Origin of the sequence: Paracidovorax cattleyae, assembly GCF_900104515.1 — a bacterium.
Taxonomy (GTDB): domain Bacteria; phylum Pseudomonadota; class Gammaproteobacteria; order Burkholderiales; family Burkholderiaceae_C; genus Paracidovorax; species Paracidovorax cattleyae.
The window spans coordinates 1-12,825 of record NZ_FNJL01000028.1 but is presented as its reverse complement, the minus strand read 5'-3'; the positions used below and the strand labels follow the sequence as shown (position 1 = coordinate 12,825).

Sequence of the window (12,825 nt, the reverse complement as noted above, 5' to 3'; positions counted from 1 at the left end):
GGCCCGAGCCTGAAGGCAGGCTCAATTGCGCGAGTCGATGGGAACGAACTTCTGGTCCTCCGGACCGGTGTAGTTGGCGCTGGGCCGGATGATCTTGTTGTCCACGCGCTGCTCGATCACGTGCGCGGCCCAGCCGCTGGTGCGCGCGATCACGAACAGCGGCGTGAACATCGCCGTGGGCACGCCCATCATGTGGTAGCTCACGGCACTGAACCAGTCCAGGTTGGGGAACATCTTCTTCACTTCCCACATGACCGACTCCAGCCGCTCGGCGATGTCGTACATCTTGGTCGAGCCTGCCTCCTGCGAGAGCCGCCGGGCCACGCCCTTGATGACCACGTTGCGCGGGTCGCTCACCGTGTACACCGGGTGGCCGAAGCCGATCACCACCTCCCTGGCCTCGACACGGCGGCGGATGTCGGCTTCCGCCTCGTCGGGGTTGTCGTAGCGCTTCTGGATCTCGAACGCCACCTCGTTGGCCCCACCGTGCTTCGGGCCGCGCAGCGCGCCGATGGCCCCGGCGATGGCCGAATGCATGTCGCTGCCCGTCCCCGCGATCACGCGGGACGTGAACGTGGACGCGTTGAACTCGTGCTCGGCATACAGGTTGAGCGACGTGTGCATGGCACGCACCCAGGCCTCGCCGGGCTTCTCGCCGTGCAGCAGGTGCAGGAAATGGCCGCCGATGGAGTCGTCGTCGGTCTCCACGTCGATGCGCCGGCCGTTGTGGGTGAAGTGGTACCAATAGAGCAGCATCGATCCCAGCGAGGCCATGAGCCGGTCCGCGATGTCGCGGGCCCCGGGCAGGTGGTGGTCGTCCTTCTCGGGCAGGACGCAGCCCAGCACGGAAACGCCGGTGCGCATCACGTCCATGGGATGGGCCGCGGCGGGCAGCGACTCCAGCGCCCCGACCACGGCATCGGGCAGGCCGCGCAGGGCCTTCAACTTCGCCTTGTAGGCCTTCAGTTCGGCGCGCGTGGGCAGCGTGCCGTGCACCAGCAGGTGGGCGATTTCCTCGAACTCGCACACCTCCGCGATGTCCAGGATGTCGTAGCCGCGGTAATGCAGGTCGTTGCCGGTCTTGCCGACGGTGCAAAGCGCTGTATTGCCGGCGGTGACGCCGGAAAGGGCGACGGATTTCTTGGGCTTGAAGGTGGCGACATTGCCGGCCTCTGCGGTCGTGGTGCTCATGGTTGTGTCTCCAGGTTCAGGTAGGAACGGTCGATGGGCGCGGGACGGCCGGCGGTGTCCACCGCGACCATTGCGAACACCCCTTTGAGGACTTCTTCCGCGGGTATGCCCGGCAGGTCGGCCAGGCCCGTCACGCACACGGTCATGGAACTGCGGCCGATCCGGCTGACCCAGGCACGCAGCAGAAGCTGCTGCCCCACGGCCACAGGGGCCAGGAAGTCCACGCCGGTCACTCCCGCCATCACCACCTCGCGCTGTGCAAGGCTGCGTGCCGCCAGAAACGCAGCCTTCGCCAGCAACTGCAAGCCCTGGCCCGCGAACAGCGTGCCGTGGTGGTTGGCAAGCGCCGGCAGGACCAGTTCCCGCAGCTCGACCGTTCCTTGGGGTGTTGTCATGGTTCGCAATTTACGCAAAATGCCATCCCAATGACAGGGCTGAAAAAGCGAATTTTTGCGAATGCAATCGCCACGATTGCGAATACTGCGAACTCCTGAAAGACGCGCGATGAAGAAGACATTCATGGGTGTGAAGCTGCGCAAGCTGCGAGCCGAACGCGGGCTGTCGCAAATTGCCCTGGCGCAGGCGCTCGGGCTCTCTCCCAGCTACCTGAACCAGATCGAGCAGAACCAGCGACCGCTGACGGTGTCGGTGCTGCTGAAGATTCACAGAGTGCTCGGCGTCGATGTGCAGGAGTTTTCCGAGGACGAGGAGGCGCGGCTGGTGGCCGGGCTCCGGCAGGCGCTCGCGGGCGCCGCGGAGCCGGTCGCGCTGCCCGAACTGCAGGAGGTCGCGGCGCAAATGCCGGCGCTCGGGCGCGCCGTGCTGGCCCTGCACCACCGCCATCTCGAGGCCATGGAGCGCCTCGAGATGCTGTCGCTGCGCATCGGGGACGGGCGTTCGGACGCCGCGGAACCTGTGGCCATGCCCTTCGAGCGGGTCCGGGACTTTTTCTTCGCGCACCAGAATCATTTCGATGCGCTGGACCGGGCAGCCGAATCGCTGGCGGCCGGGGCGCACGCCGCAGGCGGGCGCCTCACCGACTGGCTCGTCCAGCGGCTCGGCCGGCACGGCGTGCGCGTGGAATGGGCGGACGACACGCAACAGACCAGGCGCAGCTTTTCTCCGCAGCGCCGGATCCTGCAGCTCGCGGCGGCACTGGACGATTCGCAGCGGGCCTTCCAGTTGGGCACCCAACTGGCGCTGCTGGAGCAGGCCGGCACCATCGATGAACTGGCCGGCGCGCCCGGGTTCGATGGCGATGCCGCATCGCGCAAGCTGGCCCGCATCGGTCTGGCCAATTACTTCGCTGGCGCCCTGCTCCTGCCCTATGGCCCCTTCCTGGAAGCCGCAGAAGCGCTGCGCTACGACATCGAGCTGCTGCAGCAGCACTTCCAGGTCGGCTTCGAGACCGTCTGCCACCGCCTCAGCACGCTCCAGCGGCCGGGCGCGCCCGGCGTGCCGTTCTTCTTCATCCGGGTGGACCGGGCGGGCAACATCTCCAAGCGGCAATCGGCCACGCATTTCCATTTCAGCCGCACGGGCGGCACCTGCCCGCTGTGGAACGTGTACGAGGCCTTCGGCCAGCCCGGGCGCATCCTGGCCCAGCTCTCGGCCATGCCGGACGGCCGGCGCTACCTCTGGATCGCACGCACGGTCTCGCGCGGGCAGCACGGCTACGGCTCGCCGCGCCAGGCTTTTTCCATCGGGCTCGGCTGCGACATACGGCATGCTTCCCGCCTCGTGTACGCCAAAGGCCTGGACCTGCAGGCCGCTGAAGCGGCCACGCCCATCGGCATGGGATGCAAGGTATGCGAGCGCGAAGCCTGCCCCCAGCGCGCGTTCCCGTACCTGGGCCGCGCGCTGAAGGTGGACGAACACCACAGCCGGTTCGCACCCTACGGGTTCGCGGGCTGAGCCCGCTACCATCGCGCCATGCAACTTTCCTCCATGCCCCCTTCCCTTCCCGGCGCGGTCTCCTTCGGCCACGCGGACCGCGTCTGCATCGTCACCGGAGGCGCCCAGGGCATCGGCGAAGCCTGCGCGCGGCGCTTCGCCCGCGAAGGCGCGCGGGTGGTCGTCGCCGACGTGGACGACGCGCGCGGCAGCGCCCTGGCCGCGGAGCTTCCGCAGGCGTTGTACCTACGCTGCGACGTGGGCGACAAGGCCCAGGTGGACGGGCTGGTCGCCCGCGTGCTGGAGGCCCACGGCCGCATCGACGTGCTGGTGAACAACGCCGGCATCTTCCGGGCGGCGGATTTCCTGGAAGTGAGCGAGGAGGACTTCGACGCGGTGCTGCGCGTGAACCTCAAAGGCTCCTTCCTGGTGGGCCAGGCGGTGGCCCGCGCGATGACGGCGGCGGGCCGCGGTGCCATCGTGAACATGAGCTCGGTGAACGGCGTGCTGGCCATCCCCACGATCGCCAGCTACAACGTGAGCAAGGGCGGCATCAACCAGCTCACGCGCGTGATGGCCCTGGCGCTGGCCGGCCGCGGCGTGCGGGTGAATGCGGTGGCGCCGGGCACCATCGCGACGGAACTGGCCGCGCAGGCCGTGCTCACCAGCGACGAGGCCCGCGCCCGCATCATGAGCCGCACGCCCATGGGCCGGCTGGGCGAGCCCGGCGAAATCGCCGACGTGGTGGCCTGGCTGGCCAGCGACGCCGCCAGCTATGTGACGGGCGAGATCGTCACGGTGGATGGCGGTCGCATGACGCTCAACTACACCGTACCCGTGGGGGGCTGAGCGCCGGGTTGTCGATCTCGCGGCACAATCGGCGCATGCGATTCCTCCACACGATGCTGCGCGTTGGCAACCTCCAGCGCTCGATTGATTTCTACACCCAGGTGCTCGGCATGCAACTGCTGCGCACGTCCGAGAACCCCGAGTACAAGTACTCGCTGGCGTTCCTGGGCTTCGACGGCGGCAACCCGGGCCAGGCCGAGATCGAACTCACCTACAACTGGGGCACCGAGAGCTACGACATGGGCTCGGCCTATGGCCACATCGCCCTGGGCGTGCCGGACGCCTACGCCGCCTGCGAGAAGATCAAGGCCGCGGGCGGCAACGTCACGCGCGAGGCCGGGCCGGTCAAGGGCGGCTCGACGGTGATCGCCTTCGTGACGGACCCGGACGGCTACAAGATCGAGCTGATCGAACGCAAGAGCGACGTGGGCGCCGGCACCGGCTTGCGCTGAAACGGTCCTTGAAGCCTCGGGGCACGCTTTACAGGGTGCGCCCCGCGTCGAGTGCCGGCGGACGCAGCAGATCCGCATTGACCCCCATCGCCTCGCTGGCGCGCTCGACCGCCTGCCAGAGCGGCGCCGGCATGCGCAGGATGTCCTCCGGCGAATCGGCCTGGGCGATCCAGGCGTCGATCTGGTGGTGCTGCTCGGGGGTGAGCAGCTCGAGGTTGAGCATCTCGTCGATGGTTTTCATGGCGACAGTATCGCCAACCGCGCGGGCCGGCGACATTTCCTTTCCTGCCGTCAGCGTGCCGGACGCAATGCCGCGGCGGCCCGGGCCAGTTCGGTGACGCCCGCCCAGTCGCCCGCGGCCAGCGCGTCGCCGGGCACCAGCCACGAGCCGCCCACGCACGCCACATTGCCCAGCGCCAGGAAGTCCGCCGCATTGCTCGGCTGGATGCCGCCCGTCGGGCAGAACACCACGTCGCCGAAGGGGCCCTGCCATGCCTTGAGCATGGCGAGGCCGCCGGCCTGCACGGCGGGGAAGAACTTCAGGGCGTTGAAACCCTCTTCCTGCGCCATCATGATCTCGCTGCCGGTGGCCACGCCGGGCAGCAGCGGCAGGCCCAGGTCGCGGCAGGCGCGGCCCACGGCGGGCGTGAAGCCAGGGCTCACGGCGAAGCGCGCGCCCGCCCGGGCGGCCGCCTGGGCATCGGCCGCGCTGCGCACCGTGCCGGCGCCGACCACGGCCTCGGGCACGTCTTTGGCGATGGCTTCCATGCAGGCCAGGGCCTGGGGCGTGCGCAGCGTCACCTCCAGCATGCGGATGCCGCCGGCCACCAGCGCGCGGGCCATGGGCACGGCATGCGCCACGTCGGTCAGCACGATGACCGGGATCACCGGTGCGTCGCGCATCACGTCCTGCGCGGTCAAAGCATTGCGTTCGTTCACAGCCATGTGCAGGCTCCTTCTTCCGCGCTGAGCGCATTGCGCCGGAATCCGGCAAACAGTTCGCGGCCCCAGCCGTGGGCGTCGGCCCGGGCCAGTTCATCGGGCCGGGTGGCCGGCTCGCGCGCCGCCCACTCCGCGGGTTCCACCAGCGCGTTCAGCGTGCCGGCCACGGCGTCGAGCCGCACCAGGTCGCCATCGCGCAGGCGTGCCAGCGGGCCGCCCGCCAGGGCCTCGGGCGAGACGTGGATGGCGGCAGGCACCTTGCCGGACGCACCGCTCATGCGGCCGTCGGTGACCAGCGCCACGCGGTAGCCCTTGCCCTGCAGCACCGCCAGCGGCGGCGTCAGCTTGTGCAGCTCGGGCATGCCGTTGGCGCGCGGGCCCTGCCAGCGCACCACGCAGACCAGCCCGTGCGACGGGTGCGATTCGCAGGCCCGGTCCAGCTCGCCGGCCTGGAACGCCTTCTGCAGTTCGGCCTGCGATCCGAAGACGCGCGCGGGCGCCTCGACCACGTGCCGGTCTTCCGGCACGGCGGACACCTTGATCACGCTGCGGCCCAGGTTGCCTTCGAGCAGCTTGAGGCCGCCGGTCGGGCTGAACGGTGCGTCCGCGGGGCGCAGCACGCCGTCGTCGCCGCTGGCACCGATGGGCGCCCACGACAGCCGCCCTGCTCCGGGCGCGGCGGCGTCTTCCACCGGCAGCCGGGTGTATTCGCGCAGGCCGCCGGGCCGCACGGTGAGCACATCCTCGTGCATCAGGCCGGCGTCCAGCAGTTCGCGGATCACATAGCCCGGGCCGCCCGCGGCCTGGAACTGGTTCACGTCGGCGCTGCCGTTGGGATAGACGCGCGCCAGCAGCGGCACGACGGCCGACAGGGCCGCGAAATCGTCCCAGCCGATGGCGATGCCCGCGGCGCGGGCCACAGCCACCCAGTGGATCAGGTGGTTGGTGGAGCCGCCGGTGGCCAGCAGCGCCGCCATGGCGTTGACGATGCAGCGCTCGTCCACGATGCGGCCGATGGGCGCGCACGGCGCGCCGGGCTGGCCGAGCACGGCGCGGGCGGCCTCTCGGGTGAGTTCGGTGCGCAGCGCCTCGCCGGGGTTCACGAAAGCGGTGCCGGGCACATGCAGGCCCATGGCCTCCATCAGCATCTGGTTGCTGTTGGCCGTGCCGTAGAAGGTGCAGGTGCCCTCGCCGTGGTAGGCCGCGGATTCGGCGGCCAGCAGCTCATCGCGGCCGACCAGGCCCTGCGCGGCCTGCTCGCGCACCTTGGCCTTGGCATTGTTGGACAGGCCCGAGGTCATCGGCCCGGCCGGCACGAACACCGTGGGCAGGTGGCCGAAGTGCAGCGCGCCGATCAGCAGGCCGGGAACGATCTTGTCGCACACGCCCAGCATCAACGCGGCGTCATAGACGTCGTGGGAGAGCGAGACAGCCGTAGCCATCGCGATCACGTCGCGGCTGAAGAGCGACAGCTCCATGCCGGGCGTGCCCTGCGTGACGCCGTCGCACATGGCCGGCACACCACCGGCCACCTGGGCCGTGGCGCCGTGTTGCCGGGCGACGTCCTTGATGAGGTCGGGATAGTGGCGCAGCGGCGCGTGGGCCGATAGCATGTCGTTGTAGGCATTGACGATGCCGATGTTGCGCGCGCGCTCGGCGACGACGCGGAACTTGTCGTTGCCCGGCATGCCCGCGAAGGCGTGGGCGACGTTGGCGCAACCCAGGCGGTCGGCGCCGCGGTCGCGCTGCGCATGGGCATCGAGCTGGGCGAGGTAGGCCGCGCGCGTGGGCGCGCTGCGCTCGCGGATGCGTTCGGTGACGGAGTGGACGGTATCGTGGAGTGGCATGGCGGTGTGTGGGGCGGTGCCTTGCAGGATCGACGTGGGAAGGGGACGGGAAAACGTGCGAGGGGCCGCGGCTCCCCTGCCAGGAATCGTACGCCTTTCGTATGACCCGCGAGTGTAGGCCGGTGCGATGGCCGCGGCCGCATGCGGCCGCAACGTGCGACCAGCTCGTGCGCGCCTTTCCCCGCCCACGCCGCTGCGCCTTACTGGCCGCCGCGGGCCTGCTTGACGGCCGCCTGCACCGCGTCCCAGGTTTCCTGGCCCACGGACTTGGCGATGCCGGCGTTCACCGAGGTGAGCTTATCGCGCATGCGGTTGGCTTCGGCTGCGGGCAGTTCGTTGACCTGCATGCCCTTGGCCTTCAGGTCGGCCAGGGCCTGGGCGGCTTCCTCGCGCGTGTCCTTGCGTTCGAAGTCGCGGCTCTTCACGGCGGCGTCCTGCAGCACCTTCTTCTCGGCGGGGCTGAGGGTGTCCCACCACTTCTTGCTCACCGTGACGATCCACGGGCTGTAGACGTGGTTGGTGACGGTGAGGTACTTCTGCACTTCGTAGAACTTGCTCGACACCACGGTGTTGAACGGGTTCTCCTGGCCATCGACGGCGCGCGTCTCCAGTGCGGTGAACAGCTCGGAGAACGGCAGCGGCACGGCGTTGGCGCCCAGGGCCTTGAAGCTGTCGAGGAATACGTTGTTCTGCATCACGCGCAGCTTGATGTCGCCCATGTCTTCCAGTTTGGTGACGGGACGCTTGCTGTTGGTGAGGTTGCGGAAACCGTTCTCCCAATAGACCAGGCCGACCATGCCCTTGGGTTCGAGCCTGGCCTTCACCTTCTCGCCCACGGGGCCGTCGAGCACCGCGTCGGCCTCCTTCACGTTGGCGAAGAGGAAGGGCGTATCCCAGACGGCCATCTCGGGCACGATGCCGACCAGGGTGGCGGTGGAGCCCACCATCATCTCCTGCGCGCCGCCGATGAGCGCCTGCTGCATCTGCGTGTCCGAGCCCAGCGAGGCGTTGCCGATGGCGCGCACTTTCATCTTGCCGCCCGTGGCCTTCTCGACTTCCTGGGCGAAGAAGCGCACGGCGCGGCCCTGGTTGGAGTTGTCCACCAGGCCGAAGCCGAAGCGCACGATACGCGGCTTGAAATCCTGGGCCTGGGCGACAGACGCGCCGCTGGCGGCGATGGCGGCCACGAGCGTGGCGAGGGCGAAACGGATGCGCATGGTTTGTCTCCTGGAATGAATGGAAGGGATGCGGAATACGGCTCAGTGGAGCCAGCGCAGTGGCCCGGTCACCATCTGCGGGAAAAGCACGAAGAGGATCAGCAGCAGCACGTACACCAGCAGGAACGGCGTGGTGCCGCGGATGACGGTCTCCATGCGCAGCCGGCCCACGCCGGCCACCACGTTCTGCACGGTGCCCACGGGCGGCGTGATGAGGCCGATGCATCCCACATAGATGAACATGAAGCCGAAGTACACCGGATCGATGCCGGCCTTGACGGCGAGCGGCACGCACACGGGGCCGAAGATCAGGATGGTGGGCGTGAGGTCCATGGCCGTGCCCACCACCAGCAGGAACAGCATCATGAGCGCCATGAACAGCACGGGGTGGCCCATCACGCCCGCGAAGCTGTCGGCCAGCAGGTTGGGCAGGTCGGCCAGGGTGATCATGTAGGCGGTGACGGTGGCCGCGCCGCAGAGGAACATCACCACCGCGGTGGTCTTGCCCGCAGCCAGAAAGACCTCGTAGAGCCGGGCCCAGCTCATTTCGCGATAGACGAACATCGAGACGATGAGCGCATACACCGCAGCCACCACGGCGGCCTCGGTGGGCGTGAAGATGCCGCCCTTGAGCCCGCCCAGGATGATGACCGGCATCATCATGGCCCAGAAGCTGTGCAGCAGCGCGCGCAGGCGCGCCCCCCAGGCCACGCGCTCCATGGCCGGCAGCTGGTGCTTGCGGGCGATCCACCACCAGGCGAGGATGAGGAAGACGCCCATCATCAGGCCCGGGAACACGCCCGCCAGGAAGAGCTTGCTGATGGAGGTGTTGGTGGTCACGCCGTAGATCACGAACGGCATCGAGGGCGGGATGATCGGCGCGATGATGCCTCCGGAGGCCAGCAGGCCGGCGCTGTAGCTGGCCGGGTAGTTCTGCTGGCGCATCATGGGCAGCAGGATGGTGGCGAGCGCCGCCGTGTCGGCGATGGCCGAGCCGCTCATCGACGCGAGCAGCACTGCCGCGCCGATGGCCACGAAGCCCAGGCCGCCGCGGATGTGGCCGACGAAGGCGCGCGCCAGATCGATGATGCGGCGCGAGAGCCCGCCCGCGTTCATCAGCTCGCCGGCCAGGATGAAGAACGGCACCGCCAGCAGCGGAAAGTTGTCGAAGCCCGCCTGCAGGTTCTGCGCCAGCAACTGGGAATCGAAGAAGTCCAGGTGCCACATCAGGGCGACACCGGTGAGTATCAGCGCCTGGGCGATCGGCATGCCGATGGCCATGCCGCCGATGAGCACGCCCAGGAAGATGAGGGTGACGACCATGGGACGGCTCCTTCACTCGATCGTGGCGTCGCCGCCCGCATCGTCGCCGGCGGGGCGGCCACGCACGAGTTCGAGCACCAGGGCCACCAGCAGTCCGGCCGCCAGCACGAGGGTGGCGGCGGCGCCCAGCGCCAGCGGGTAGCCCAGCACGGTGCTGTAGCTCTCCATGCCTGCCACCACCTGTTCCCACGACCCCTTGAGCAGCAGCACCATGCACAGCGCCACCAGAGCCTGGCTCACCCGGAACAGCGCCTTGCGCGGCGCGCCCGCGAGGCGCGCGGTGAGCATGTCGAAGCCCAGGTGCTTGCCTTCGAAGGCGGCCACGATGGAGCCCACGGCCACCAGCCAGACGAACAGCAGCCGGGAGATTTCCTCGTACGAGACGATGCTGGTGCCGAACGCATAGCGCAGCACCACGTTCACGAACACGGCCACGACCATGCCGGCCAGGGCCGCCACCATGCAATGTTCCGCGATGCGCTGGAGCGCCGGTTTGCGCCGCGCGGGTGCGCCCGCGCCGGGGTGGTCGTTCATGGGGTGTCTCCGGAAGAGGCCGGCGCGGACGAAGCGCCGGTGGTATGGGAATTCGGGGCGGCCGCGCTGTCGCCGCCCATCCAGTGCGCGATGGCGCTGCCCAGGTCGTGGATGGGGCGCGTGGCGTCCAGCGCCAGCACGCCGGGTTCGCCGCGCGGCGATTCCAGCGTGGCGAACTGGTCGGCCACGAGCGTGGGCGAGAAGAAGTGTCCCGGCCGGTGGCTGACCCGCGCGAGCGCCTGGTCGTAGTCCAGCTCCAGGAAGGCGAAGCGCAGCCCTGGCGCGGCGGCGCGCAGGGGGTCGCGATAGCGGCGGCGCAGGGCCGAGCAGGTCAGCACGATGCCCCCCTGCTCCGCCCCATCGCTGGGGTGGACGGCATGCGCCAGCAGGCCGGCGAGCCGGTCCAGCCAGCCGGCCCGGTCCTCGTCGGTGAGCGGCTGGCCCGAGCGCATCTTGGCGACGCTCTCGGGGGAATGGTAGGCGTCGCCTTCGTGCAGGGTCCAGCCCAGCAGCGCGGCGGCCTCGGCTGCAACGCTGGACTTGCCGCAGCCGGAGACGCCCATCACCACCACGGCGGGCAGGTGTCTGCTCTGGATAGCGCTATCCGTTGAGTTCATAAAAATCGCGGAGGCCTCTTTTTGGAAGCCTGCCGCGTCGTCTCCGTCGAATGGATGAGATAAACCGCCTTGCCCTGTCGTTAACCCTGAGCAAGATAGCGCTATCCTAGAACACAATGGCACGCAGACCGATCCGGATTAACCCTTGAACGATTCCGCCCTGCCCCGCCCCCGACGGGCCCGCCGCGCCAGCGGACGCGTCACCCTGGACGACGTGGCCCGGCTGGCCGGCGTGAGCCCGATCACCGTGTCCCGCGCCCTGCGCCGCGAGCGCAGCGTGGACCCGGCCCTGGCCGAGCGCGTGCAGGCCGCCGCGCAGGAACTGGGCTATGTGCCCGACCCGGCCGCGCGCGCCCTCGCCTCGCAGCGCACCACCCAGGTACTCGTGCTGGTGCCCATGCTGTCGAACACGCTGTTCGTGGACCTGCTGGAAGCCGTGCACCGCACCCTGTTCCCGCAGGGCTTCCTGCCGCTGATCGGCGTGACCCACTACGACGCGGCCGAGGAAGAGGTGCTGCTGCGCACCTACCTGCCCCACCGGCCCGCGGGCCTGCTGGTGACCGGCTTCGACCGCAGCGAGGCGTCCCGGCAGTTGATCGCGCGCAGCGGCGTGCCGTGCGTGCATCTCATGGAAACCAGCGATGCGCCGGGTGTGCACTGCGTGGGCTTCTCCCAGCTGGAAGCGGGCGCCGCCATCACGCGCCACCTGCTGGAGCGCGGCCGGCGGCGCATCGCGTTCTGCGCCGCCCAGCTCGACCCGCGCACGCTGCAGCGCTCCGAGGGCTACCGCCGCACGCTGCGCGAGGCCGGGCTCTACGACCCGCTGCTGGAAACGCTGAGCCCCGAGGGCTCTTCCATCGGGCTCGGAGCACGCCTCTTCGAGGAAACGCTGCGGCGCGTTCCGGACGTGGATGCGATCTTCTTCTGCAACGACGATATCGCCCAGGGCGGCCTGCTGGCCGCGAGCCGCTGCGGCGTGCCGGTGCCGGACCGGGTGGCGGTGGCCGGCTTCAACGACCTGGCCGGCAGCGACCAGATGGTGCCGCCCCTCACCACCGTGCGCACCCCGCGCGGCGAGGTAGGCTGCGCCGGCGCCGCCATGCTGCTGGGGTTGATGCACGGGATACCGCCCGCACGGCACTGCGTGTCTCTTGACTACGAACTTGTCGTGCGCGGCAGCACCTGATTAGGTTTGGGCGCGGCCAAGATGTTGCTGGCGACGGCAGGATATCAGTCCAGGTCGAATCAACTGCCCCGCTGGGCAGAGTGACGTGCTCCCCTCTAGCCGTACCAACTGAATGGAAGTGAGGTCCGTCAACTTGGAGAATGACGGACATGAGGAAGAGTCGATTCACGGCAGCAGCAGATCATCGGTTTCCTGAAGCAGGCTGAGGCGGGCCCGGCGGTCAAGGAGGTCTGTCGGCAGGGCGGGTTCAGCGAGCCCACGTTCTACAAGTGGCGAGCCAAGTACGGCGGCATGAATGCCGAGGAAGCCCGGCGCCTGAAGGAGCTGGAGGTCGAGAATGCCCGGCTCAAGAAGCTGCTGGCCGAGGCCCATCTGGATCTCAAAGCCCTCAAGATCGGCTTCGGGGTAAAGCGCTAGGGAAGGTCTGCAAAACCCCATCACGGACTGGCGGGTGCAGTGAGCAGCAGGCAAGATGGCGGGCATGACGCAAGAGCAGCAGATGCTGGGGTTCGATCCCCTGCCCAAGAAGACCCGCAAGGAGATCTTCCTTGAAGAGATGAACCGGGTGGTGCCGTGGGCGGCGCTGGTGGCACTGATCCAGCCGCATGCGCGCGGAGCGCACCAGGCACTGGGTGGACGCCCGCCGTTCGCCGTGGAGACGATGCTGCGCATCCACTGCCTGCAACTGTGGTGGAACCTGAGCGACCCGGCCATGGAGGAGGAACTGCACGAACGCCCGCTGTACCGGGAGTTCGCGGGGCTCTCGGGGCGGGC

14 protein-coding genes and 1 pseudogene are annotated in these 12,825 nt (G+C 69.0%); 6 read left to right on the top strand and 9 right to left on the bottom strand.

Annotated elements, in window-relative coordinates:
• Window positions 1-21: 21 nt before the first annotated feature.
• Together prpC and BLR05_RS19600 are read right to left on the bottom strand one after the other, a co-directional pair.
• Complete coding sequence (gene prpC, locus BLR05_RS19605; RefSeq protein WP_092837712.1) at window positions 22-1,191, bottom strand: bifunctional 2-methylcitrate synthase/citrate synthase; 1,170 nt, start codon at window positions 1,189-1,191, stop codon at window positions 22-24.
• A complete protein-coding gene (locus BLR05_RS19600; RefSeq protein ID WP_092837709.1) occupies window positions 1,188-1,586 on the bottom strand; it encodes an acyl-CoA thioesterase in 399 nt (132 codons plus the stop codon). The genes prpC and BLR05_RS19600 overlap by 4 nt, the downstream gene beginning before the upstream one ends.
• Before the next feature lie 109 nt (window positions 1,587-1,695).
• Here BLR05_RS19600 and BLR05_RS19595 point away from each other — a divergent pair, with 109 nt between their 5' ends.
• The 3 genes from BLR05_RS19595 to gloA are packed head-to-tail and all read left to right on the top strand — an operon-like array spanning window position 1,696 to window position 4,385.
• Window positions 1,696-3,105 (top strand): short-chain fatty acyl-CoA regulator family protein, encoded by a 1,410-nt coding sequence (locus BLR05_RS19595; protein ID WP_092837706.1) that lies wholly within the window; start codon window positions 1,696-1,698, stop codon window positions 3,103-3,105.
• An 18-nt stretch (window positions 3,106-3,123) separates the two neighbouring features.
• A complete protein-coding gene (locus BLR05_RS19590) occupies window positions 3,124-3,933 on the top strand; it encodes an SDR family NAD(P)-dependent oxidoreductase (protein ID WP_225978868.1) in 810 nt (269 codons plus the stop codon).
• A gap of 35 nt (window positions 3,934-3,968) precedes the next feature.
• Window positions 3,969-4,385, top strand: a complete 417-nt coding sequence (gene gloA, locus BLR05_RS19585) for a lactoylglutathione lyase (protein ID WP_092837700.1) — start codon at window positions 3,969-3,971, stop codon at window positions 4,383-4,385.
• Window positions 4,386-4,413: 28 nt separating this feature from the next.
• Here gloA and BLR05_RS19580 read toward each other — a convergent pair whose 3' ends face one another.
• The 7 genes from BLR05_RS19580 to BLR05_RS19550 form a co-directional block, all read right to left on the bottom strand.
• Complete coding sequence (locus BLR05_RS19580; RefSeq protein WP_092837863.1) at window positions 4,414-4,626, bottom strand: hypothetical protein; 213 nt, start codon at window positions 4,624-4,626, stop codon at window positions 4,414-4,416.
• Window positions 4,627-4,676: 50 nt separating this feature from the next.
• Window positions 4,677-5,330, bottom strand: a complete 654-nt coding sequence (eda, locus tag BLR05_RS19575; protein WP_092837697.1) for a bifunctional 4-hydroxy-2-oxoglutarate aldolase/2-dehydro-3-deoxy-phosphogluconate aldolase — start codon at window positions 5,328-5,330, stop codon at window positions 4,677-4,679.
• Window positions 5,321-7,174 carry a phosphogluconate dehydratase gene (edd, locus tag BLR05_RS19570; RefSeq protein WP_092837694.1) on the bottom strand — a complete coding sequence of 618 codons (1,854 nt, stop codon included), beginning with the start codon at window positions 7,172-7,174 and terminating at the stop codon, window positions 5,321-5,323. The genes eda and edd overlap by 10 nt, the downstream gene beginning before the upstream one ends.
• A gap of 200 nt (window positions 7,175-7,374) precedes the next feature.
• Entirely contained in the window at window positions 7,375-8,391 is a 1,017-nt protein-coding gene (locus tag BLR05_RS19565) for a TRAP transporter substrate-binding protein (protein WP_092837691.1), read from the bottom strand.
• Window positions 8,392-8,433: 42 nt separating this feature from the next.
• Entirely contained in the window at window positions 8,434-9,714 is a 1,281-nt protein-coding gene (locus BLR05_RS19560) for a TRAP transporter large permease (RefSeq protein WP_092837688.1), read from the bottom strand.
• Window positions 9,715-9,726: 12 nt separating this feature from the next.
• The gene (locus tag BLR05_RS19555; protein ID WP_092837685.1) at window positions 9,727-10,248 is read right to left on the bottom strand and encodes a TRAP transporter small permease; all 522 of its coding nucleotides are present in this window, start codon (window positions 10,246-10,248) and stop codon (window positions 9,727-9,729) included.
• On the bottom strand, window positions 10,245-10,865 hold the full coding sequence (locus BLR05_RS19550; RefSeq protein ID WP_092837682.1) for a gluconokinase: 621 nt from the start codon (window positions 10,863-10,865) through the stop codon (window positions 10,245-10,247). Before BLR05_RS19550 ends, BLR05_RS19555 begins: the two co-directional genes overlap by 4 nt.
• A 145-nt stretch (window positions 10,866-11,010) precedes the next feature.
• Between BLR05_RS19550 and gntR the strand changes: the two genes are divergently transcribed.
• The 3 genes and pseudogenes from gntR to BLR05_RS19535 form a co-directional block, all read left to right on the top strand.
• Entirely contained in the window at window positions 11,011-12,051 is a 1,041-nt protein-coding gene (gene gntR, locus BLR05_RS19545) for an HTH-type transcriptional regulator GntR (RefSeq protein WP_092837679.1), read from the top strand.
• A gap of 149 nt (window positions 12,052-12,200) precedes the next feature.
• A pseudogene (locus tag BLR05_RS19540) lies at window positions 12,201-12,462 on the top strand (transposase); the annotation flags it as partial.
• A 70-nt stretch (window positions 12,463-12,532) separates the two neighbouring features.
• On the top strand, window positions 12,533-12,825 hold a 293-nt coding region (locus BLR05_RS19535; RefSeq protein ID WP_167361160.1), incomplete at its 3' end, for a transposase.

What these genes read in the sequence shown, in the direction of transcription:
- BLR05_RS19600 (WP_092837709.1), bottom strand. Translation starts at nt 1,586, where the DNA reads ATGACAACACCCCAAGGAACGGTCGAGCTGCGGGAACTGGTCCTGCCG.
- BLR05_RS19595 (WP_092837706.1), top strand. Translation starts at nt 1,696, where the DNA reads ATGAAGAAGACATTCATGGGTGTGAAGCTGCGCAAGCTGCGAGCCGAA.
- BLR05_RS19590 (WP_225978868.1), top strand. Translation starts at nt 3,124, where the DNA reads ATGCAACTTTCCTCCATGCCCCCTTCCCTTCCCGGCGCGGTCTCCTTC.
- prpC (WP_092837712.1), bottom strand. Translation starts at nt 1,191, where the DNA reads ATGAGCACCACGACCGCAGAGGCCGGCAATGTCGCCACCTTCAAGCCC.
- BLR05_RS19560 (WP_092837688.1), bottom strand. Translation starts at nt 9,714, where the DNA reads ATGGTCGTCACCCTCATCTTCCTGGGCGTGCTCATCGGCGGCATGGCC.
- edd (WP_092837694.1), bottom strand. Translation starts at nt 7,174, where the DNA reads ATGCCACTCCACGATACCGTCCACTCCGTCACCGAACGCATCCGCGAG.
- BLR05_RS19580 (WP_092837863.1), bottom strand. Translation starts at nt 4,626, where the DNA reads ATGAAAACCATCGACGAGATGCTCAACCTCGAGCTGCTCACCCCCGAG.
- eda (WP_092837697.1), bottom strand. Translation starts at nt 5,330, where the DNA reads ATGGCTGTGAACGAACGCAATGCTTTGACCGCGCAGGACGTGATGCGC.
- BLR05_RS19550 (WP_092837682.1), bottom strand. Translation starts at nt 10,865, where the DNA reads ATGAACTCAACGGATAGCGCTATCCAGAGCAGACACCTGCCCGCCGTG.
- gloA (WP_092837700.1), top strand. Translation starts at nt 3,969, where the DNA reads ATGCGATTCCTCCACACGATGCTGCGCGTTGGCAACCTCCAGCGCTCG.
- BLR05_RS19565 (WP_092837691.1), bottom strand. Translation starts at nt 8,391, where the DNA reads ATGCGCATCCGTTTCGCCCTCGCCACGCTCGTGGCCGCCATCGCCGCC.
- BLR05_RS19555 (WP_092837685.1), bottom strand. Translation starts at nt 10,248, where the DNA reads ATGAACGACCACCCCGGCGCGGGCGCACCCGCGCGGCGCAAACCGGCG.